The organism is Chelatococcus sp. XZ-Ab1, assembly GCF_029309855.1.
Taxonomy (GTDB): domain Bacteria; phylum Pseudomonadota; class Alphaproteobacteria; order Rhizobiales; family Beijerinckiaceae; genus Chelatococcus_A; species Chelatococcus_A sambhunathii.
Genome location: NZ_JARKII010000006.1, coordinates 335,791 through 357,221 on the forward strand (window position 1 = coordinate 335,791; position 21,431 = coordinate 357,221).

Sequence of the window (21,431 nt, forward strand, 5' to 3'; positions counted from 1 at the left end):
AAGAGACGCCGCGGCGAGGCGGCGCTGGGGTTCGAGGTCGGCTCTAGATAGGCTGCCCGTCCCGCCCCGACAATGCTCCCGCACAACAATCGTGGCGAGATCTGGGCGGAGCCATCTCACGCGGCTGCGACGTTCACGGTTTCGCTCACCAGCCAATCGACCACGCTGACAAGCGCGGCGTGCTTATCAAGCCCGCGGCCGACGCCGTCGAGGTAAAGCGCGAGTTGCCGGTCGGCGCTCGTGCCGCGGCTGACGATGGTGCGCGTGTGGGCGATCTCCGTCTCGCAGCCGAGGGCCGCGGCATCCTCCGCGACGCGCGCGATGACATCCTCCAGCACCTCGCCGAAGCTGCGGGCGCCGCCACCGGCCTCGTCGACGAGCGAGCCGTGCACGCCGTAGCGCTGCGCGCGCCAGCAGTTCTCCGCGGCGATGGCCCGGTCGGCTCCGGAGAGGCCCGCCATGACATTCACGTTGCGGTCGAGATGACGCACGAGGGCGCGATAGAGCGCGGCGATGGCGATGGCATCGTCGAGGCTGGTGCAGCAGTCGCTGACGCGCAGCTCCAGGGTGCCGAGCCGGGCCGCCGGCCGCACCACCCACCAGACGAAACTCTCGTTGGCGATGGCGCCAGCGGCGACGAGCGCATCGATGTAGCGGCGGTAGTCGGCGGCATCGGCGAACAGGTCCGGCAGCCAGGTGCGCGGTAATTCGCGATAGGCGGCTAGCCGATAGCCGAGCAGCCCGGTGCGCCGTCCCTGCCAGAACGGGGACGAGGTCGAGAGGCCAAGCAGCAGCGGCACGAAGGGCAACAGCCGGCCCATGAGGTTCACACGCCGCTCCGGGCAGGGCACCGCCACGTGAACATGCAGGCCGCACAGCATGTTGCGCGTGCCCAGCATCTGCAGGTCCCGCATCAGCCGGTCGTAGCGCTCGGCATCCGTGTGGCGCTGGTGAGCCCAGACGGCCGTGGGGTGCGTGCCGGCAGCCACGATGACGAGGCCGTGGTTGCGGGCGAGCGCGCCAAGTTCCTGCCTGAGCCCGGCGAGCGCGGCCCGGGCCTCGCCCATCGTGGTCGAGGGCGGCGTCGCGACCTCGATCTGGCTCTGCAGCATCTCCGTGCGCACCGCTTCGCCGATCCTGACCTTGCATTCGTCGAGGAAGGCGCGCGCCGACTTGCGCCGGGGGCGACGCGACAGCGCGTCGCACAGGAAATATTCCTCCTCGATGCCGAAGCCGTAGCCGCAATCCATCCACCCATCCTTCCGAGACCACCGAATCGCGCCATCATCGGTCCGGAATGGGGAAACACTCGGGAGCACGCTGCTGCCGCCCGCCACTGTCCCCACAAAACCGCCTCAGGCGCGCGGCCCCCAGTCGCCGATGCTGGCCTGAACGAGCGCGAGCGCCGCGACCGCAGCCGTGTCCGCCCTCAGGATCCGCGACCCCAGCGACAGGATCAGCACGTTCTCGCGTTGCGCCATCAGCGCGCGTTCCTCCTCGCCGAAGCCCCCTTCCGGGCCGATGACGACGGCAAGCGGCCCGCGCCGAGCGCGTGCGAGGGCCGCGAGCGGATCGGCAAGGGGCGCGGCCTCGTCGCAGAAGACGACGAGCCGTTCCGGCTCAAGGGCCGCGATGGCCGCGGCGAGCGGCTGGGCCTCGGTGATCTCGGGCAGTGTGAGAATGCCGCATTGCTCCGCGGCCTCGATGGCGTTGGCACGCATGCGCTCGATGTTGACGCGGCTCACCTGGGTGTGACGCGTAATCACCGGGCGGATGGCCGTGGCGCCCATCTCCACCGCCTTCTGGACCATGTAGTCGAGCCGGGCATGCTTCAGGGGCGCAAAGAGATAGTAGAGGTCGCCCGACGCCGGCTGGGGGCGCAGGCGGCCGACGATCGCGAGCGCCTCCGGCCGGCGCCGGCCGGCGAGGACCTTCGCATGCCACTCCCCTTCGCGTCCGTTGAAGACGAGGACGTCGGCGTTGGCGCCGAGCCTGAGCACGTTGCCGATGTAGTTGGCCTGAGCCTTGTCGAGCGGCACCATCCGCCCCTCGGCCAGCGGGCAATCGACGAACAGGCGCGGCGCACGTGCGGAAATGTCAGACAATTTTGATCTCCCCCGGCTGGATATGCCCCAGCAATACGTGATAAGTCGGCTTGAACGCCACCCGCGAGCAAAGCCGCCACAATTGCCTGTTATGGGCAAGCTGCCGGCGGCGGACCTGAAGACGCGGCAGCAATGTCCGCTCGTACTGCCGGGTGGCGGCTGAATGTGTCGCGGCGGGCGCCTATCCGGTCGGCCTGCCGTCAGCGGGAAGGAAGACAGTCATGGCACGCAGCTTTCGGGCGCGTCTCACGATGGGCGTGATGGCCGCAGCGGTGGTCGGTGCTCCACTCACGCTCGGCCTCGGCGCCTCTCCGGCAGCCGCGCAGGCCTCCGGCTGCGAGCAGATCACGAGCTTCCTCAACGAACGCAAGTCGATCGTCGAGCGCGTCAACAAGCTCGGCAAGCAGCCGAAGGCAGCGGATGCCTGCGCTCTGCTCGGCCGGCTGGCCAACAACGGCAACGAAACGATGAAGTGGGTCGAGGCCAACAAGGACTGGTGCCAGATCCCGCAGAACTTCATCGACGGGCTGAAGGCCGATCACGGCAACGTGACCAAGGTGCGCGGCCAGGCCTGCAGCGTCGCGGCCAAGCAGGCCCAGATGGAAAAGCAGGCGCGCGAGCAGGGGCTCCTCGGCGGCGGCGGTGGCGATATCCTCACCGGGCCGATGCGCATTCCCCAAGGCGCCCTATGACCGCTGCGCCGCAGCCGCTCGACCAGCCGGTCGCCGATGCTGCGACCGGCAATTGGGTGGACCGCTACGCGCCGGCTGCATCGAGACCCTACCTGCGCCTCGCGCGCATCGACCGGCCGATCGGCTGGTGGTTGCTGCTGCTGCCGTGCTGGTGGTCGCTCATGCTCGCGGCCATTGCGACGAACACCGTCCCGAGCCTCTGGTACGCCCTGCTTTTCCTCGTCGGGGCGGTGGCCATGCGCGGAGCCGGCTCGACCTACAACGACATCGTCGACCGCGACCTCGACGCCAAGGTGGCCCGCACGCGGATGCGCCCCTTGCCCTCCGGCCAGGTCAAGGTCGCGGCGGCGGTCGCCTTCCTCGCCCTGCAGGCGCTCGTCGGGCTCGCCGTGTTGCTGCAGTTCAACGGCTTCGCCATCCTCATCGGCTTCCTGTCGCTCGTCCCGGTTGCCTTCTACCCGTTCATGAAGCGCTTCATGTCGATGCCGCAGCTCGTGCTCGGCCTCGCCTTCGCTTGGGGCGGCCTGATCGGCTGGGCGGTGGTGACGGGCACGCTCGCGGCACCCGCCTATCTCGCCTATGCGGCGGCCATCGCCTGGACCGTGGGCTACGACACGATCTACGCCCTGCAGGATATCGAGGACGATCCGATCGCCGGCATCAAGTCCTCGGCACGGCTCTTCGGCAGCGAGGCGGCGACAGGCGTCGCAGTGTGCTATGCGGTGGCGGTGGTGCTGGTCGGGCTTGCGGCACATGTTGCGGGCGGCGGGCTTATCGCCTTCGTCGCGGTCGGCGCCTTTGCGCTGCACCTCGCCTGGCAGGTGCGGTCGATCGAGCTCGACAATCCGCATAAAGCCCTGCGGCTCTTCAAGTCGAACCGCGACGCCGGGCTGATCCTCGCCCTCGGCCTCGCCGCCGACGCCCTCTTGCGCGTCGTTCTCTGAGCATTCTGTTAATCGCGCGCCATCATGTCCCGGCCGTGGACCCGTACCGGGCGCACCAGCGGCTTGCCGGTCTTGCGCCGCACGAGGAAACGCGGCCGGCGGCCGTTCAACAGGCCGTGACGGCGGCGGATGCGGATCCGGCCGAGTTGCAGCCGCCCGATCTGCGGCCGCGGACAGACGATGACCCCATCCTCGCGCTCGAGCAGCAGCGGCAGACCCGAGGTCGCGGCGACGCTGCGCCAAACGGCGGCGATGTCGCCGTCATCCCACCGGCCGATGACAAGATCCCGCCGGCGGTCGTGGCCGACGAGGACGAGTTCGAACATCTCGGCATTACCCTCCTCCGGCACGAAGCGCACCGCCACCCCCGCGAAGACACCCGCGGCAGCGGGGAGGATCGCCCGGACGCCAGGAAGTCTCATCACGATATCGTTGAAGGAAATGGCTTCGCCGGCGGCGGGTTGCCCATGGCAACCCGCCCCGGCGGCCGAGTTCTTGCCTGCCGCCATGTCGACGCCTCTTGTTCTGACGCTCCCGCGCGGCGCTCTCTTGGTCCGGAGCACTCGCGCCTTATGTCGTCACTATTGCGCACCCACGACCCCAAAGGCCTTAACGGGTTGGGTTAAGGCCTTCTTGCCGGCCCCGTTTCGGCGCGGATGCTCAACGAAACCTTTCCGCAACCGGAGGGCGCCCCGGCCCGGCATGCGCGCGTTTGCACCATCAAGTTGCCCGGCTATTGCAGCGGTCGCGGGGGGCCTTTACAAGACCGGCCATCCAGGAACGTCAAGAGAGCCTGCGGGGACGATGCTCGCCTCCCATCCGGACATGGCTGCCAAGCTGCGCGTCCTCCTTCGCGAGACGGCGCGGGAGGCCGGCCTTGCGGCGCTCGCCTATTTCCGCGCCGGCCAAGCAACGCGGGCCGACGTGTGGTCGAAGGCGGGCGGTTCGCCGGTGACGGAGGCGGACATTGCGCTCGACCGACTCATCGCCGAGCGGTTGCGCGACGCCATGCCGGAAGCCGGCTGGCTGTCGGAGGAGACTGCGGACGACCCGGCTCGGCTTTCGAAATCTTTGGTCTTCGTCGTCGACCCCATCGACGGCACGCGCGCCTTCATGCAGGGCGGCTCGGACTGGGCGATCTCCATCGCCCTCCTCTGCGACGGCGCGCCGCTCGCCGCCATCCTGCACGCGCCGGCGCTCGGCGTGACCTACGAGGCCCAGCGCGGCCGGGGGGCGCTGCGCAACGGCGAGCCGTTGCCCTTGAGGGCAGCGGCCGCGTCAGCGCATGGGCCCATGCGCGTCGCCGGCCCGGCCATGCTCACCAAACGCCTGCTGCCCTCCTTCGGCGCCATCGACGTGGTGCCCAAGATCCCGTCGCTGGCACTTCGCCTCGCGCGGGTCGCGGACGGCACCCTCGACGTCGGCATCGCCTCCGCCAACGCCCACGACTGGGACATCGCGGCGAGCGATCTCATCCTGTCGGAAGTCGGTGCGGCGCTGACCGGCCTCTCTGGCGAGCGCCCCGGCTTCAACCGGCCGAGCCCGGTGCACAGCCCGCTCGTCGCCTCGCCCGGGGCGCTCCACCCGCGCGTGCTCGACGCGCTCGCGGAGGGGGCGACGGCGTGACGGTGGCACAACATTTGATCAACCTCGACCATCACGGGACCTGAGAGACCATGAGCGAGACGGCACCGAACAAGCAGCTTCTGCACCTCGTCTTCGGCGGCGAGCTGGAAAGCCTCGAGGGCGTCACGTTCCGCGATCTCGCCCATCTCGACATCGTCGGGATCTACCCGAACTACGCCAGCGCCCACGCGGCCTGGAAAGCCAAGGCGCAAGCCACGGTGGACAACGCCCACATGCGTTATTTCATCGTCCACCTGCATCGCCTGCTCGACCCCGAAACCGGCAAGCCGGCCTGAGACGGGCCGGGCGCCATGGCGCTTCTCAAGCGGATCAGCCGGTCACGCCCGGTGCAGGCGGCCCTCGGGCGCCTGCTCGCCGGCTACCTGCGCCTCGTCGAGCGCACGAACCGCTTCGTCATGGAGCCGGCAGACATCTACGACCGCGTCGGGCCGCAGATGCCCGTCATTGTCGCCATGTGGCACGGACAGCACTTCATGGTGTCCTTCGCCCGCCGGCCGCAGGACCGCGCGGCCGCGCTCGTCTCGCGCCACGGCGACGGCGAGTTCAATGCCATCGCCCTCAGCCACCTCGGCATCCGCGCCATTCGCGGCTCCGGCGCACGCGGCAGCAAGGTGCGCGAGAAGGGCGGCGCCGCCGCGGTGCGCCACCTCCTGCGCGCCCTCAAGGACGGCGAGATGGTGGTGATGACCGCGGACGTGCCGAAGGTGTCGCGCATCTGCGGCGAAGGCATCATCCTGCTCGCCAAGCTGTCCGGCCGGCCGGTGGTGCCGGTCGCCGTTGTCACCAGCCGCCGCATCGACTTCAACAGCTGGGACCACGCCTCCATCGGGCTGCCCTTCGGGCGCGGGGCTATTGTCATCGGCGAGCCAATCCACGTCGCGGCCGAAGCCGACCCTGGCGCCATGGAGGACGCGCGGCTTGCGGTCGAGCGCAGCCTCGATGCCGTTCACGCCCGCGCCTACGCCCTCGTCGGCGACCGCGATCCGGGCGCCAAGCCGGCGGAGGCACCCCGATGACGGCGTTGTCCACGGTATGGCGCTGCTCCAGCCCTGCAGCGTGTACGCGGCTTACGATCCTGCCGCCGGCGAGCGTCGAAATGCCATGTTCGCAGGATGGCAATGGCGTCGGCGACTGTTGGTCGCCGCGGGAGCCACAAGGATGGGCGGCCGCATGACGCTGCCTCTGACACTCTACCGTATCGGCATGACGCTGCTGGAGCCTGCGGCCGCCAGCCTGCTCGTCTCGCGCCGCAAGAAGGGCAAGGAGGATCCCGAGCGCATGGGCGAGCGCCGGGGCCTCGCGGGGCGTGCCCGGCCGGCCGGGCGCCTTGCCTGGGTGCACGGTGCGAGCGTGGGCGAGGTCGTCTCGCTAATGCCAATCGTGGAGCGGCTGACGCGGCGCGGCTTCCGCGTTCTCGTCACCTCCGGCACACTCACATCGGCGGCCGTGCTCGCCCAGCGCCTGCCGCCGGGCGCGGCGCACCAGTTCATGCCGCTAGACGTGCCGCGCTATCTGCGCCGCTTCCTTGACCACTGGCTGCCGGACCTCGTGCTCTTCGCCGAATCCGAGATCTGGCCGAATGCGGTCTTCGCGGTGCGCGCGCGCGGCATTCCGCTCCTCCTCGTCAACGCGCGCATGTCCGAGCGCTCTTTCCGCCGCTGGCGGCAGGCGCCGAAGAGCGCGCGGACGCTGCTCGAGCAGTTCGACCTGTGCCTTGCCCAGTCGCAGGCGGACGGCGAACGGCTGGCGCGCCTCGGCGCGCCCCGCGTCGGCATCGCCGGCAATCTCAAGTTCGACGTGCCCGCGCCGCCGGCCGACGCGCGCACCGTCGCGAGCCTCTCCGGCATCATCGCCGGGCGGCCGGTCTGGGTCGCGGCGAGCACGCACGGAGGCGAGGAGGAGATCATCTCGCTCGTCCACCGCGCGCTCATGGAGCGGCGGCCCGGCCTCCTCACCATCATCGCGCCGCGCCATCCCGAGCGCGGCGAGGCCGTCGCCGATATCGCCCACCGCGCGGGGCTCAACGTCGCCCTGCGTTCCGAGGGCGCCCTGCCGGAGCGGGACGTCGACGTCTATGTCGCCGACACCATCGGCGAGCTCGGGCTCTTCTACCGCCTCGCGCCCATCGCCTTCATCGGTCGCTCGCTGGTGCCGCTCGGGGGGCAGAACCCGATCGAGCCGGCAAAGCTCGGTGCGGCGATCCTGCACGGGCCGCACGTCTACAATTTCGCCGACATCTATGCGGCGATCGACCGTGCGCACGGCGCCCTGCCCGTGGCCGACGCCGAGAGTCTCGCCCAGGCGCTCGCCATGCTGCTCAAGGACACGGCGCGCACCCGAGCCATGGCGCGCGCCGCGGCGCAGACCGTCGAGAGTCTCGGCGGCGCCCTGGAGCGCACGATGCGGGCCATCGAGCCCTATATCCTGCACATGGACCTTCGCCACAACGGCTGACCCGCACCCGTTCCTCCCTTGCGCCGCCGTGATCGAAGGGCAATCCTGCACCGAGCGGAATCGCGGGGGAGGCAATGAAGGCACCGGCATTCTGGTGGCAGGCGCGCCCGTCGTTCGCGGCATGGGCCCTGAGCCCGCTCGGCACGCTCTACGGGGCTGTCACGGTGCGCCGCATGGCGCAGGAGGGCGAGCCGGCGCCCCTGCCCGTCATCTGCATCGGCAATTTCACGGCCGGCGGCGCCGGCAAGACGCCGAGTGCCATCACCATCGCCCGTATCCTCGCCGGGCTCGGCGAGCACCCGGCCTTCCTCACGCGCGGCTATGGCGGCAGCCTGACGGGACCGGTCGCCGTCGCCCCCACGCACACGGCCGCCGAGGTCGGCGACGAGCCGCTGCTGCTGGCGCGCCATTTCGTCACCATCGTCGCCGCCGACAGGCCGGCCGGCGCGCAGGAGGCGGACAGGCGCGGCGCGACGGTGGTCGTCATGGACGACGGGCTGCAGAACCCGTCCCTCGCCAAGGATCTGACCTTCGCGGTGGTCGATGCCGCCTTCGGTCTCGGCAACGGGCTGTGCGTGCCGGCCGGGCCGATGCGGGCGCCGCTCGACCGCCAGCTCGCCCATGCCCACGCCGTCATCCTGATCGGCGCGGGGGAGCGGGGCGTCAGGATCGCGCGGGCCGCGGCCGCGCGCGGGCGGCCGGTCCTGCGCGCCCACATGGTGCCGGATCCGGCGGTCGCGGCGAGCCTCGCCGGCCGGCGCGTCCTCGCTTTTGCCGGCATCGGCATGCCGGAAAAATTCTTCGCTACCCTGCGCGGCCTCGGCGCCGACGTCGCCGTGGAACGCGCCTTCGCGGACCATCAGCCCTTCGATGTCGCGACTGTCGAGGCGCTCGTCCGGGAAGCGGAGGCCAAGGGGCTGATGCCCATCACCACGGAGAAGGATGCCGTCCGGCTCATGGGGATCGCCGGCCGGACCGAGGTCCTGTCACGGATCGGCACCTTGCCGGTTACGCTACAATTCGAGGCGCCGGACGAGGTGGCGCAACTGCTGCAGGCGGCGATCAGCCACTGGCGCGCGCAACAGGACGGTACCTGACGTTCAGCCGCGCTCCGGACCTTTCTGGATGCGCTGCAGCACCGCCTCAGGCGAGGCATAGGCCTCCTGCAGGTCGACGCTCCAGTAGCGCAGCTCGTCGAGCGGTATGGGCTTGCCCGTCACGGCGCAGCGCACGAAGGCGCCGGGGCGCAACACGCGAAAGTCGGCGTCGAGATACTGCACGACGGCTTCACCGCCCATGGGCAGGCGCGGATCGTGGCGGTTCATGGCACTCACCTTGTTGCGGGGCGCTGCCCCTCTTTCCGTCATTAAGGACAGAACGGGCCGGGTTCAAGGCGAAGCGGCCACGGCAGCATCTCAAGGATCGAACAGTGAGGCCTGGCGTGCCGCCGGAATGGCACCTTCGCGCGCCTTGCCCCGCGGGCGGGATGCCGTGCGCGCCGGAGCGGCGCCCTCTTCGTCCGCGATGGTGGCGCGCCGTTCGCCATCGGCGAGCTGCAGGCTGACGGCCATCCCCTCCGACAGATCGGCAACCGAGCGGACGGGCCGGCGCGCGTTGTCCAGCACGACCGCATAGCCGCGGGCGAGCACGCCCTTGTGGCTGAGGCTTTCCAGCAGCTTCCAGCAGGCCTGCAGGCGCTCGCGCCGCTGCACCAGCGACGCCTCGTAGCAGCGCCGTGCCCTGATGCCGGCGAGGGCGAGGCGCTCGCTGGCATTGCCCCAGCGCTCCTTCACCGGGCGGAAGGCGAGCCGCGAAGCGGACCGCTCGAAGGCGCCGCGCCGCCGCAGGGTATTGGCGGCGAGCCCCGCAACAAGCCGCCGCTCGAGGCCCTGCAGCACCGCCGAACGCTCCGCAAGGCGCGCCTGCGGCGACAGGCGGGCGAGGCGCTGGGCGAGGCGGTTGAGCTCGACCTCGTGCCGGCGGGCATTGGCGTTGAGGCCATGGCGCAGGCGGCCGGCGGCGAGATCGAGCCGCTGACGAGCACTCGCCGTCAGGTCCTCGGCCCGCGGCAGGGCACGCGCCAGGGCGCGCACGTCGGCCCGGCGCCTCTCCAGGAGCCGGTGCATGGCGCCGAGGTGGCGGCGCGCCAGCGTGTCGACCTGCGCGATGAGTTCGGACCGCACCGGCACGACCTTCTCGGCCGCGCCGGTCGGGGTCGGCGCGCGCAGATCGGCGGCAAGATCGATCAGCGTCCAGTCCGTTTCGTGGCCGACGGCCGAGACGAGCGGAATGTCGCTTTCCGCCGCCGCGCGCACGACCACTTCCTCGTTGAAGCTCCAGAGGTCCTCGAGCGAGCCGCCACCGCGCGCGACGATGATGACATCCGGCCGCGGCACCACGTCGCCCGGGCCGATGGTGTTGAAGCCGCGAATCGCGGCCGCGACCTCGGCCGCGCTCGTCTCGCCCTGCACGCGCACGGGCCAGACGAGCACGTGGCGGGGAAAGCGGTCGGCGAGGCGGTGCAGGATGTCGCGGATGACGGCACCGGTCGGCGAGGTCACGACGCCGACGACCTCCGGCAGATAGGGCAGCACCTGCTTGCGCCGCTCGTCGAACAGCCCCTCGGCCGCGAGCTTGCGGCGCCGCTCCTCGAGAATGGCCATGAGCGCGCCGACGCCGGCCGGCTCGATGGTCTCGACGACGATCTGATATTTCGACGAGCCGGGGAAGGTGGTGATGCGCCCCGTCACCACCACCTCGAGCCCCTCCTGGGGCTTGACCTTGAGGCGGCTGAACACGCCTTTCCAGATCACCGCGTCGATGCGCGCGCCCTCGTCCTTCAGCGAGAAATAGCAGTGGCCGGAGGAATGCGGGCCGCGGTAGCCCGACACCTCGGCGCGCAGGCGCACGAAGCCGAAGGCGTCCTCAAGGGTACGCCTCAGCGCGCCGGACAGGGTGGAGACCGTCCATTCCTGCACGTTGGAGGGGGGATTCGGATCCGGCTGATTCATGGGCGGCAGGATAGGCGTTCGTGCCGCAAAGTGAAACGCCGCGCCGGCGGCCGTCCCCCGCGTGGCTGCCTTCAGCGTCGGCGCTCTCCCGGTTGACAGGGCGCACGCGACGCCGGTTTGCTGCGCGCCGGAGGATGAGCGACATGAGCGACGACACGACCGCGCCCGCGAAGCCACGCATCGTCATCACCTATTGCACCCAGTGCAATTGGCTGCTGCGCGCCGGCTGGATGGCGCAGGAACTCCTGTCCACCTTCGCCGCCGACCTCGGCGAGGTGGCGCTCGTTCCCGGCACGGGGGGCCTCTTCCACATCACCTACGACGGCGAGACCATCTGGGAGCGCAAGCGCGACGGCGGCTTCCCGGACGTGAAGACGCTGAAGCAACGCGTGCGCGACAGGCTCGCCCCGCAGCGCCATCTCGGCCACATCGACCGCTGAGGCGCCTCGCCGGTTCCGTGCCTGCGCGGCCGGATGCCCGGCAACGAGGCATTGCCATGGGCCGCCGCAGCCGGTAGGAGGCGCGGCAAGATCAATCGGCGCCAAGCAGGGGCGAACCCATGAACCTCCTCCTCATCGGATCGGGCGGGCGCGAGCACGCGCTCGCATGGAAGCTCTCGGCAAGCCCGCTCTGCGACCAGCTCTTCGTCGCGCCCGGCAACCCGGGCACGGCCACCTGCGGCGAGAATGTCGCGCTCGACGTGGCCGATCACGCCGCCGTCGTCGCCTTCTGCCGCGATAAGGCCATCGATCTCGTCGTCGTCGGTCCGGAAGCGCCGCTCGTCGCAGGGCTCGTCGACGATCTCGCGGCTGCCGGTATCAAGGCCTTCGGCCCGCGCCAGGCGGCTGCCCGGCTCGAAGGCTCCAAGGCCTTCACCAAGGAGCTGTGCCGCGAATTCGGCATCCCGACCGCGGCTTTCGCCCGCTTCACGGACGAGGCCACCGCCCGCGCCCATGTGCGCGAGACGGGGGCGCCGATCGTAGTGAAGGCGGACGGGCTCGCTGCTGGCAAGGGCGTCGTGGTCGCCGAGACGGTGGAGGAGGCCGAGGAGGCCATTGCAATGATGTTCGCCGGTGGGCTCGGCGCCGCCGGCGCGGAGGTCGTCATCGAGGAATGCATGGTCGGCGAGGAGGCGAGCTTCTTCGCCATCGCCGACGGCAGGACCGCGATCCCGCTCGCCTCCGCCCAAGACCACAAGCGCGTCTTCGACGGCGACCGCGGCCCGAATACTGGCGGCATGGGCGCCTATTCGCCTGCGCCGGTGATGACGCCGGCCCTCGAACGGGAGGTGATGGAGCGCATCATCCTGCCGACCGTCGCCGGCCTCGCCGCGCGCGGCACGCCTTATGTCGGCGTGCTCTATGCCGGGCTGATGATCACCGCCGAGGGGCCGAAGCTCATAGAATACAATGCCCGCTTCGGCGATCCCGAATGCCAGGTGCTGATGCCGCGCATGAAGAGCGACCTCGTGCCCGTACTGCTCGCCGCCTGCGACGGCGTGCTCGCCGACGTCGACGTGCGCTGGTGGGACGAGGTGGCGCTCACCGTGGTCATGGCCGCGAGGGGCTATCCCGGCACCGCTGAGAAGGGTTCCGTCATCCGCGGCCTCACCGAGGCCGAGGCGCTCGAGGACGTCCTCGTCTTCCACGCCGGCACGAAGGACGACGGCGGCCGGATCGTCGCCAATGGCGGGCGCGTGCTCAATGTCACGGCGACGGGCCGTACGGTGAAGGAGGCCAAGGCCCGCGCCTACGAGGCAGTTTCACGCATCGACTGGCCGGAAGGCTTCTGTCGCTCGGACATCGGCTGGCGGGCCGTGGCGCGCGAAGAGGAGGCGTGAGGGCGCCATCCTGTCGGCACACGGCGACATCGCCTGAATGCCGTTTCTCTCCCCGTGCGGTGCGGCCTATAACCGATCGTGTGACAGGAGACTCGTCATGCCCGATCTCGCCGACCTCTTTCCCGGCTTCCAATCGCACTGGATCGACACCGAGGCGGGGCGCATTTTCGCGCGCTCCGGCGGCTCGGGGCCGCCGCTCGTGCTGGTGCACGGCTTTCCGCAGACGCATGTCGCCTATCATCGCATCGCGCCCAAGCTCGCCAAGCACTTTTCCGTGGTGCTGATGGACATGCGCGGCTACGGCTGGTCCTCGGCACCGAAGGGCGACGGCGGCCGCGAAACCTATACCAAGCGGGCCATGGGCCGCGACGTCGTCGCCGTCATGGAGGCGCTCGGCCACGTGCGCTTCTCCTTCGCCGGGCATGACCGCGGCGCGCGCGTCGGCTATCGGCTGGCGCTCGACGAGCCGGGCCGGCTCGACAAGCTGGTGCTGCTCGACATCCTGCCCACCTTCCATGTCTGGAAGCTGATCGAGGCCGGCAAGAGCCCGGCCGCGCACTGGGAGTTCCTCGCCCGCCCGGCGCCGGAGCCGGAAACCGCCATCGGCAAGGATCCCCTGCCCTATTTCGAGGATCTGCTGGTCCGCTGGTCGAAGACCAAGGACCTCAAGGGCTTCGATTCCCGGGCGCTCGCCCACTACCGCGCCAACTGGAACGAGCCGACCCGCATCCACGCCTTCTGCGAGGACTATCGCGCCGGCAGGACGACGGACGTTGCGCAGGACGAGGCCGACCTTGCGGCGGGCCGGACCATCACCGTGCCCACCCAGCTCATCTGGGGCGAGTTCTATCTCGTCACCACGGACAAGAGCCCGCTCGACGTCTGGCGCGAGACCTTCGCACCAAAGGCCGTCGGCACCAAGGTCAACGCCGCCCATTTCGTGGCCGAGGAGGCGCCGGACGAGGTGCTCGCGGCGATGATCCCCTTCCTCGAGGGCAAGGCATGAGGTTCCGCGACGCGACCGGGGCGGACCTTGCGGCGATCGTCGCGCTGCTCGCCGACGATCCGCTCGGCGCAACGCGCGAGGCACCGGCGGTAGAGCTGCCTTCCGCCTATGCCGAGGCCTTCGCAGCCATCGCCGCGGATGCCAACAACCGCCTGATCGTGGCGGATGATGGCGGGGCGGTCGTCGGCTGCCTGCAACTCACCTTCATCCCGGGCCTCACCTATACCGGCGGCTGGCGGGCGCAGATCGAGGGCGTGCGCATCGCCCAGAGCCAGCGCGGCCGGGGCCTCGGGCGGGCGATGTTCAATTGGGCGATCGAGCAGGCGCGTGCCCGCGGCTGCCGGCTCGTGCAGCTCACCACCAACAAGGCGCGGCCGGACGCCCTGCGCTTTTATGAAAGCCTCGGCTTCACCGCCAGCCACGAGGGCATGAAGCTCGACCTCGAGGCCGCCTGAGCCGCGCCGCAACGCGGGCCCGTCCGGCCCTGCTCCTTTATCGTCGCGCTGCCCCTAGCCCCGGCCAGGAATGGAGCCAACGCCTCCGCTCGTCATGGCCGGGCTCGTCCCGGCCATCCACGCCCTTCGGCCCGGCGCAGGCGGCACGGCGTGGATGCCCGCGACGAGCGCGGGCATGACGGCGGGAGTGTGGAAGCCGGCGTGCTTTCCCATCGTGCTCGCGATGCCGATGGCGAGACAGCTATGCGCCGGGGATGACGTCCCCCGTCGCCTCCGCTCGTCATGGCCGGGCTTGTCCCGGCCATCCACGCCCTTTGGCCCGGCGCAGGCGGCACGGCGTGGATGCCCGCGACGAGCGCGGGCATGACGGCGGGAGCGTGGGGGCCGGCGCGCTTTCCCATCGTGCTCGCAGTGCCGATGGCGAGACAGCTATGCGCCGGGGATGACATCCCCCGTTGCCTGCGCTAGGACGCGGGGCAACGTCAGAAGGTTCGCTTTTCCGCCATGTCCGACAAGCCGAAGACCAGCAACAAGCTCCTCGCGCGCCTGCCGCGCGGCCTCGTCGACCGTGCGCCGGGTGACATCGCCGCGACCGACCGGATGCTCGCCGCCATCCGCGAGACCTACGAGCTCTACGGCTTCGAGGCGGTGGAGACGCCGCTGATCGAATATACCGACGCGCTCGGCAAGTTCCTGCCCGACCAGGACCGGCCGAACGAGGGCGTCTTCTCCTTCCTCGACGACGACGAGCAGTGGCTCAGCCTGCGCTACGACCTCACGGCGCCGCTCGCCCGCTATGTCGCCGAGAACTTCGACACGCTCGCCAAGCCCTATCGCAGCTATCGCTGCGGCTGGGTGTTCCGCAACGAGAAGCCCGGCCCCGGCCGCTTCCGCCAGTTCATGCAGTTCGACGCCGACACCGTCGGCACGGCGAGCGTCGCGGCGGATGCCGAGATCGCCATGATGATGGCCGATACGCTGGAGAAGGTCGGCATCGGGCGCGGCGACTATGTCGTCAAGATCAACAACCGCAAGGTGCTCGACGGGGTGCTGACGGCCATCGGCCTTGCCGGCGAGGAGAATGCCGGCAAGCGCCTCGGCGTGCTGCGCGCCATCGACAAGCTCGACAAGTTCGGGCCGGAGGGCGTGCGCCTGCTGCTGGGCGAAGGCCGGCGCGACGAGAGCGGCGATTTCACCAAGGGCGCCGGCCTCGAGACCGCAGCCATCGAGCGCGTCATCGCCTTCACGGCCGCCAAGGGCGCCGATGCGGCGGCGACCATCGCCAATCTCGCTGCCGTCGTCGGCGATACCGCGCAGGGCAACGAGGGCGTCGCCGAGCTCGAGCAGATCGGCGCGCTCGTCGCTGCCGCGGGCTATGACGACGGGCGCGTCGTCATCGACCCCGCCGTCGTTCGCGGGCTCGAATATTACACCGGCCCGGTCTTCGAAGCCGAGCTCACCTTCGACGTGCCCAACGAGAAGGGCGAGGTCGTTCGCTTCGGCTCCGTCGGCGGCGGCGGGCGCTACGACGGGCTCGTCTCACGCTTCCGCGGCGAGCCGGTGCCCGCCACGGGCTTCTCCATCGGCGTCTCGCGCCTGTTCGCGGCGCTGAAGGCGATCAAGAGCCCGCTCGTCACGGATGCCGCGGGCGCCGGTCCGGTGGTCGTGCTCGTCATGGACCGCGACGAGATCGGCCACTACCAGCGCATGGTCGCGGCGCTGCGCCAGGCCGGCATCCGGGCCGAGCTCTATCTCGGCACCTCGGGCATGAAGGCGCAGATGAAATATGCCGACAGGCGCGCCAGCCCCTGCGTCGTCATCCAGGGCTCCAACGAGCGCGCAGCCGGCGAGGTCACCATCAAGGACCTCGCCCTTGGCGCCGAGCTCGCCGGCCTCGGCAAGGACCGCGACGACTACCTGCAGAAACAGGCCGAGGCCCAGTTCTCCGTCAAGGAGGCGGAACTGGTCGATGCCGTCAAGCGCGTGCTGGCACGGCGGACAGCGTGAGGCGGTTGCCGCCCTATCCTTCCGTTCACCCTTCAGCGCGAAAGCGGTCGCATCCGGCCCGCGCGCTTGCTAAAGACCCTGCCTGACAGGCAGGAAGGCCATGGTGACGACGACGCATTCGCGCGCGATGGCGCGCACCGACGAACTGATGGGGCTTTTCGCGCGCGAGGGCTATCAGCGCCTTGAGCCGCCCGTGCTGCAGCCCGTCGACGTGTTCCTCGAGCTCTTGGGCGAGGACCTGCGCCGCCGCCTGTTCCTGACGCAGGATGCGGCCGGCAGCGAGCTGTGCCTCAGGCCCGACTACACCATTCCCGTCAGCCGGGCCTATCTCGCCTCCCCCGCCGCCGGCAGTGCGGCGAGCCTTAGCTATCACGGCCCCGTCTTCCGCCAGCGGGCCGGCGAGATCGGCGAGATTGCGCAGGCCGGCATCGAGAATTTCGGCCGTACCGACCGCGAGGCGGCCGATGCCGAGGTGCTGGCGCTGGCCATGGAGGCGGCCGGGCTCTTCGGCCTTGCGGCGCCGGTCGTGCGCCTCGGCGACATGGGCCTGCTCGCGGCCGTGCTCGATGCCCTGAGGCTCGCGCCCGCGACGCGGCGCCGGGTGCTGCGCGCCATCACCCAGGGCGAGCCGGTCGATGCACCGAAAACCGCGGCGAACGGCAACGGCAACGACGACCATGCGGGCCTCCTCGCGGCCATCGCCGGGCAGGACGCCAAGGCGGCGCGGGCCTTCGTCGAGGACGTGCTGGCGATCGCTGGCATCAGCAAGGTCGGCGGGCGCACGGCCGGCGAGATCGCCGAGCGCTTCCTCGCCCGCGCCGAGGCGAAAGCCGGCGAGCTCTCGGTCGAGGCGCATGCAACGCTCGCGCGTTTCCTTGCCGTCGAGGGCGACCCCGACAGTGCGGCCGCGGCGCTACGCGCCCTGGCGCGGGACACGAACCTCGCCATCGATGCCGCCATCGACACCTTCGAGGCGCGCACCGGCTTCATGGCCGCGCGCGGCATCGACGTCACGCGCCTCGCCTTCGCGGCAAATTTCGCGCGCAACCTCGACTACTACACTGGCTTCATCTTCGAGCTGCACGACCCGGCGCGGCCGGAGGAAAAGCCCATCGTCGGCGGCGGCCGCTACGACAACCTCCTGTCGCAGCTCGGGGCTGCCGAAACGATTCCGGCCGTCGGCTGCTCCATCTGGATCGAGCGCATCAACGGAGCCGCATCATGAGCGACACCCCGCTCGTCCTCGCCGTGCCGTCGAAGGGCCGGCTGCAGGAGAACGCCGCCCGCTTCTTTTCCCGCGCTGGTCTTGAGGTGGTGCAGTCGCGCGGCGCGCGCGACTATCGCGGGCGCCTCGCCGGCGTGGCGGGCGTCGAGATCGCCTTTCTCTCCGCCTCCGACATCGTCGCACAGCTCGCCTCGGGCGGCGCCCATCTCGGCGTGACGGGCGAGGACCTGGTGCGCGAGGAGATCCACGACGCGGAAGAGGCGGTCGAACTCCTGGCGCCGCTCGGCTTCGGCCATGCCAATGTGGTCGTCGCCGCGCCGCAGGCCTGGATCGACGTGCGCACCATGGCCGATCTCGACGATGTCGCCGCCGACATGCGCGTGCGCCACGGCCGCAAGATGCGCGTCGCCACCAAATACATCAATCTGACGCGCCAGTTCTTCGCCGGCCACGGCATCGCCGATTACCGCATCGTTGAGAGCCTCGGCGCGACGGAGGGGGCACCCGCGACAGGCGCGGCCGAGATCATCGTCGACATTACGACGACGGGCGCAACACTCGCCGCCAACGCGCTCAAGGTCCTCGACGACGGCATCATCCTGCGCTCGGAGGCGAATCTCGTCGCCTCGCTCAAGGCACCGTGGAGCGAGACGGCCCGCGCCGCCGCGCGCACCATCCTCACCCGCATCGCGGCGGAGGAGGAGGCGCGCACGATGCGGGAGCTGACGGCGCGGGTGGGGACGCTCGATGCGGCACTGGAGCGCGAGATCATCGAGGGGCACGGCGGCCGTCTGCCCTTCGGGGGCCCGGACGAGCGTGGGCTCCTCACCGTGCACTGCCCGACCGACCGGGTCTTCGCGCTCGCCGCCCTGCTGACGGACAACGGCGCCGAGCCGGTTACGGTGCGTGCGCTCGACTATGTCTTCCGCGCCAGCAACGCGCTAAGCGAGCGGCTGTTCACGCGCCTTGGCTAGTGGCGCAGCCGCCACGCCTTTGCCATCAACGCGCATAGATTGGTTGGGTGACACCGGCCATTGCAGGCGCCCTGCGCCGCGTTTATGGTCGCGCCGATCCATGGATCGTCGGCTCGATGACGGTGCCCGCGAAAGGGCGCCGCATCATACCGGTGAGGGGGAGAGCAAGTGTTGTCTCGTTCGTCCGTTCGTTTCTGCGTGCTCGGCGCAATCGCGCTCGCCATGGCCGCTCCCGCGCTCGCGCAGACGCGGTCCGGCCAGCCGAACAATGCGGCCCAGGCGGCGCGCGAGAAGGAGCGGCAGACCAACGTGCCGCAGCAGGCCGAGAAGCAGTTCCCCGTCGGCACGAGCTGGGTGGCCATCAGTCTCAACGACAAGCCCTATTCCGGCGACCGGCCCGGCTTCGCCCTCGATGCCCAGTATCGCGCCCGCGGCTTTGGCATGTGCAACACCTATTCGGCCACGGCCTATCCGCTGCGCGACCAGGGCTTCGCCGTCGGCCCGCTGGCCATGACGAAGAAGGATTGCGGCAAGCAGGTGATGGCCGCCGAGCGCGCCTTCCTCGTCGCCCTGCGCACGGCGCGCAAGTGGGACCTCGTCAACGGCCAACTGGTGCTGACCGGCGAGAGCGGCACGCTGCGCTTCGAGCGGGTGCTCTGAGCGGCATCGGATGCGCTGGAGGCAACGGTGGCGCCGAAGAGGAATACCAGTCGCCGCTTCCCGGCATGATCGAAAGAAGGGCGACACGCCGGCGGCGGAAGCGAGCGTGAGGCATGGAGGCCCCCGGCACGGGTGAGGACGACGAGGCATGCCGAATCGCGGCTGCGCTTCATGCAACTGTCCGCGTCGGCTCGTGCCGGTGCACCCTTCCCGGACCGATCAGCCGACGGGCACCGGTTCACGCGCGAGATCGACCGGCCGCGCCACACCATCGTCCATCGGTTGCAGATCGATACGCCGGTCATGGAAGGCGGCAAGTGTCGAGCGATGGCCAATGGAGACGATCGTGGTGTCCGGCAGGGCCGCCGCAATCGCCTCGTAGAGGACCCGCTCGCTCTTCTCGTCGAGCGCCGAGGAGGCTTCGTCGAGGAGCAACCAGTCCGGCTTTGCGAGCAGCGCCCGCGCGATGGCGAGACGCTGCTGCTCGCCGCCCGACAGACGCTGCCCCCAGTTGTCGTCATCGTCCAGCCGGTTCACCAGCGCCGGCAGGCCGACGGCGATCAGGACCGCCCTGATGGCCGCGTCGTCATAGGCCCCGGCCACGGCCGGATAGGATATGGCGGCACGCAGGTTGCCCTGCGGGATGTAAGGCCGCTGCGGCAATAGCATGACGCTGCGCCCCTCGGGCACGTCGACCTCGCCCGAGCCGTAGGGCCAGATGCCGGCGAGCGCGCGGAACAGTGTCGACTTGCCGGAACCCGACGGCCCGTTGACCAGCACCGGCTCCCCGGCCCTGAGGTCGAGCCGGTCGATCTCCACGATCCTGACGCCGTGCGGCAGGTCGACCCTGAGGTCGCGGATCACCAGCGCATTCTCCGGCGCGGTCTTGCGCTCGATGTGAGGCGGCACGGTGCCGATCACTTCGGCGCGACCCATGGCATCCTCGAAGGTCACCAGACGGTCGATCGTCGCCTTATAGGCGGCAAGGGTCGTATAGGCCGAGATGAAGAAGGAGAGCGAGGCATTGACCTGGCCGAAAGCCTGCGCGCCCTGTTGCAGCTGCCCGAGCGTAATGCGATCGAGGAAGAAATACGGCCCCATGAAGAGATAGGGGAAGGCGACGCTCATCTGCTGCCACGAGAAGCGGAAGCCCTCGATCTTGAGGCGGCGTTTGAGGATGTCGATGACATTGGTGATGACCTGCGCGAAGCCGCCGCGCAGGTTCGCCTTCTCGGCATCGGCGCCGCGCAGCAGCGCGACCTGCTCGCCATATTCACGCAGGCGCGCCAGCGAGAAGCGGAAATTCGCCTCGAACTTTTCCTGCAGGAAGTCGAGCCGGATGAGCGGCCGGCCAATGAGATGCGTCAGGATGGTGCCGACGAGCGAATAGGCGACGGCGACCCACACGAGAAGGCCGGGAATGACGACGGCAGTGCCCGGGAAGGTGAAACCCTCGGAGAGGCCCCACAGCAGCACCGTGAACGAGACCAGCGTGGCGAGCTGCGCCATCATCTGCGTTGACAGGGTCATGGTGCTCGAGATGAAGGCGGCGACGTCGACCGAGATGCGCTGGTCAGGGTTGTCCGCGTTCTGCCCGGCGACCCCCATCTTGTAGTGCGTCGAGCGGTCGAGCCAGCGCGAGAAATAGCTCTCCGTCAACCATTGCCGCCAGCGGATGCGGAAGATCGTGTCGATGGTGAAATCGAGCAGCTGGAAGATGATCCAGAACACCAGCAGCGGGATGAACACCCACCAGATCTGATACCAGAAGGCGTCCGCATTCTTGTTCTGGAGCGCGTCGAACAGGTCGCGGTACCAGAGGTTGAACTTGATGTTGAGGCCAACCTGCACAAAGTTCGTGGCGATGATGGCGGCGACCATCGCGACCGCCGCCCGCCCTTCGGAGCGGAAGAGCCGGCCGAACCAGCTGAAGTTCTCTTCGCCGCTGCGGATGGAATAGAAGTAGGGGTCGGCAAGGTTCGTGATCGTGCGCACGACCGGGATAAACGAGACGCCGAAGACGAGACCTGCGAAGCAGACGGAAGCGGTGGCCATGAAGGCCGGCGGCACGAGCGCCGCCAGCGTCTGCGGCACGAGGCCGTAGCTGGCGAGTGTGTTGGCCGCCGCGATCAGCAGATAGCCGAGCGCATACATGCCCATGAAGATGCGCAGGAAGATCGAGATGTCGCGCGCCAGCCACAGGATGGCCGCGAGCACGAAACCGCTGACCGGCACGAAGAGCGGCAGGGCGTTCGCCTGCCCCTGCGACAGCGCCAGAAAGGCTGCGGACGCGGCCGCAACGACAATGGCTATGAGCTTCATGAAGTCCGCTTGTCCCGCCAGAAGGGCCGGCACCGCCGGCATCCGAAATCCGCCTCGTCTCCTACAGGAATTCGACAGGCGCTGCACCT

General features: G+C 69.8%; 21 protein-coding genes. 15 read left to right on the forward strand and 6 right to left on the reverse strand.

Annotated features, from left to right (window positions below):
- Positions 1–116: 116 nt before the first annotated feature.
- Together P2T65_RS11310 and P2T65_RS11315 are read right to left on the reverse strand one after the other, a co-directional pair.
- On the reverse strand, positions 117–1,250 hold the full coding sequence (locus tag P2T65_RS11310; protein ID WP_055459276.1) for a carboxylate-amine ligase: 1,134 nt from the start codon (positions 1,248–1,250) through the stop codon (positions 117–119).
- Positions 1,251–1,355: 105 nt separating this feature from the next.
- Complete coding sequence (locus tag P2T65_RS11315) at positions 1,356–2,105, reverse strand: 16S rRNA (uracil(1498)-N(3))-methyltransferase (protein ID WP_276199800.1); 750 nt, start codon at positions 2,103–2,105, stop codon at positions 1,356–1,358.
- Between the two features lie 221 nt (positions 2,106–2,326).
- Between P2T65_RS11315 and P2T65_RS11320 the strand changes: the two genes are divergently transcribed.
- The gene (locus P2T65_RS11320) at positions 2,327–2,797 is read left to right on the forward strand and encodes a hypothetical protein (RefSeq protein ID WP_063189479.1); all 471 of its coding nucleotides are present in this window, start codon (positions 2,327–2,329) and stop codon (positions 2,795–2,797) included.
- On the forward strand, positions 2,794–3,741 hold the full coding sequence (gene ubiA, locus P2T65_RS11325; RefSeq protein ID WP_055459279.1) for a 4-hydroxybenzoate octaprenyltransferase: 948 nt from the start codon (positions 2,794–2,796) through the stop codon (positions 3,739–3,741). The genes P2T65_RS11320 and ubiA overlap by 4 nt, the downstream gene beginning before the upstream one ends.
- Before the next feature lie 8 nt (positions 3,742–3,749).
- Here the strand turns inward: ubiA and P2T65_RS11330 are convergent, their stop codons facing one another.
- Positions 3,750–4,250 (reverse strand): DUF6101 family protein, encoded by a 501-nt coding sequence (locus P2T65_RS11330; protein ID WP_276199801.1) that lies wholly within the window; start codon positions 4,248–4,250, stop codon positions 3,750–3,752.
- 295 nt (positions 4,251–4,545) lie between these two features.
- Between P2T65_RS11330 and P2T65_RS11335 the strand changes: the two genes are divergently transcribed.
- The 5 genes from P2T65_RS11335 to lpxK all read left to right on the forward strand — a co-directional run bounded on the left by P2T65_RS11335 (position 4,546) and on the right by lpxK (position 8,939).
- A complete protein-coding gene (locus P2T65_RS11335; protein ID WP_063189475.1) occupies positions 4,546–5,367 on the forward strand; it encodes a 3'(2'),5'-bisphosphate nucleotidase CysQ in 822 nt (273 codons plus the stop codon).
- 50 nt (positions 5,368–5,417) lie between these two features.
- Positions 5,418–5,663 carry a DUF4170 domain-containing protein gene (locus tag P2T65_RS11340; protein WP_063189473.1) on the forward strand — a complete coding sequence of 82 codons (246 nt, stop codon included), beginning with the start codon at positions 5,418–5,420 and terminating at the stop codon, positions 5,661–5,663.
- 15 nt (positions 5,664–5,678) lie between these two features.
- A complete protein-coding gene (locus tag P2T65_RS11345; protein WP_055459283.1) occupies positions 5,679–6,404 on the forward strand; it encodes a lysophospholipid acyltransferase family protein in 726 nt (241 codons plus the stop codon).
- Between the two features lie 154 nt (positions 6,405–6,558).
- Positions 6,559–7,842, forward strand: a complete 1,284-nt coding sequence (locus tag P2T65_RS11350; RefSeq protein WP_063189831.1) for a 3-deoxy-D-manno-octulosonic acid transferase — start codon at positions 6,559–6,561, stop codon at positions 7,840–7,842.
- A 74-nt stretch (positions 7,843–7,916) separates the two neighbouring features.
- Positions 7,917–8,939, forward strand: coding sequence for a tetraacyldisaccharide 4'-kinase (gene lpxK, locus P2T65_RS11355; RefSeq protein WP_055459284.1), 1,023 nt, complete (start codon positions 7,917–7,919; stop codon positions 8,937–8,939).
- A gap of 3 nt (positions 8,940–8,942) precedes the next feature.
- Here lpxK and P2T65_RS11360 read toward each other — a convergent pair whose 3' ends face one another.
- Together P2T65_RS11360 and xseA are read right to left on the reverse strand one after the other, a co-directional pair.
- Positions 8,943–9,167 (reverse strand): DUF2093 domain-containing protein, encoded by a 225-nt coding sequence (locus P2T65_RS11360; RefSeq protein ID WP_019401296.1) that lies wholly within the window; start codon positions 9,165–9,167, stop codon positions 8,943–8,945.
- A 90-nt stretch (positions 9,168–9,257) separates the two neighbouring features.
- Entirely contained in the window at positions 9,258–10,853 is a 1,596-nt protein-coding gene (xseA, locus tag P2T65_RS11365; protein WP_276199802.1) for an exodeoxyribonuclease VII large subunit, read from the reverse strand.
- Between the two features lie 143 nt (positions 10,854–10,996).
- On the opposite strand from xseA, the gene P2T65_RS11370 reads away from it, so the two are divergent.
- The 8 genes from P2T65_RS11370 (at position 10,997) to P2T65_RS11405 (ending at position 19,020) form a co-directional block, all read left to right on the forward strand.
- Positions 10,997–11,293 carry a SelT/SelW/SelH family protein gene (locus tag P2T65_RS11370; protein WP_055459285.1) on the forward strand — a complete coding sequence of 99 codons (297 nt, stop codon included), beginning with the start codon at positions 10,997–10,999 and terminating at the stop codon, positions 11,291–11,293.
- A 119-nt stretch (positions 11,294–11,412) separates the two neighbouring features.
- The gene (purD, locus tag P2T65_RS11375; RefSeq protein ID WP_071923483.1) at positions 11,413–12,693 is read left to right on the forward strand and encodes a phosphoribosylamine--glycine ligase; all 1,281 of its coding nucleotides are present in this window, start codon (positions 11,413–11,415) and stop codon (positions 12,691–12,693) included.
- A gap of 97 nt (positions 12,694–12,790) precedes the next feature.
- On the forward strand, positions 12,791–13,699 hold the full coding sequence (locus P2T65_RS11380; protein ID WP_276199803.1) for an alpha/beta hydrolase: 909 nt from the start codon (positions 12,791–12,793) through the stop codon (positions 13,697–13,699).
- A complete protein-coding gene (locus P2T65_RS11385) occupies positions 13,696–14,154 on the forward strand; it encodes a GNAT family N-acetyltransferase (RefSeq protein ID WP_055459288.1) in 459 nt (152 codons plus the stop codon). Before P2T65_RS11380 ends, P2T65_RS11385 begins: the two co-directional genes overlap by 4 nt.
- 504 nt (positions 14,155–14,658) lie before the next feature.
- Positions 14,659–16,161 (forward strand): histidine--tRNA ligase, encoded by a 1,503-nt coding sequence (hisS, locus tag P2T65_RS11390; RefSeq protein WP_071923481.1) that lies wholly within the window; start codon positions 14,659–14,661, stop codon positions 16,159–16,161.
- Positions 16,162–16,261: 100 nt separating this feature from the next.
- Positions 16,262–17,386: an ATP phosphoribosyltransferase regulatory subunit gene (locus tag P2T65_RS11395; RefSeq protein WP_276199804.1), complete on the forward strand. Its 1,125-nt coding sequence runs from the start codon at positions 16,262–16,264 to the stop codon at positions 17,384–17,386.
- A complete protein-coding gene (hisG, locus tag P2T65_RS11400) occupies positions 17,383–18,360 on the forward strand; it encodes an ATP phosphoribosyltransferase (protein WP_071923479.1) in 978 nt (325 codons plus the stop codon). Before P2T65_RS11395 ends, hisG begins: the two co-directional genes overlap by 4 nt.
- Before the next feature lie 168 nt (positions 18,361–18,528).
- Positions 18,529–19,020 (forward strand): META domain-containing protein, encoded by a 492-nt coding sequence (locus tag P2T65_RS11405; RefSeq protein ID WP_245280524.1) that lies wholly within the window; start codon positions 18,529–18,531, stop codon positions 19,018–19,020.
- Positions 19,021–19,239: 219 nt separating this feature from the next.
- On the opposite strand, the gene P2T65_RS11410 is transcribed toward P2T65_RS11405, so the two are convergent.
- Complete coding sequence (locus tag P2T65_RS11410) at positions 19,240–21,342, reverse strand: ABC transporter ATP-binding protein/permease (RefSeq protein WP_055459387.1); 2,103 nt, start codon at positions 21,340–21,342, stop codon at positions 19,240–19,242.
- Positions 21,343–21,431 lie beyond the last annotated feature (89 nt).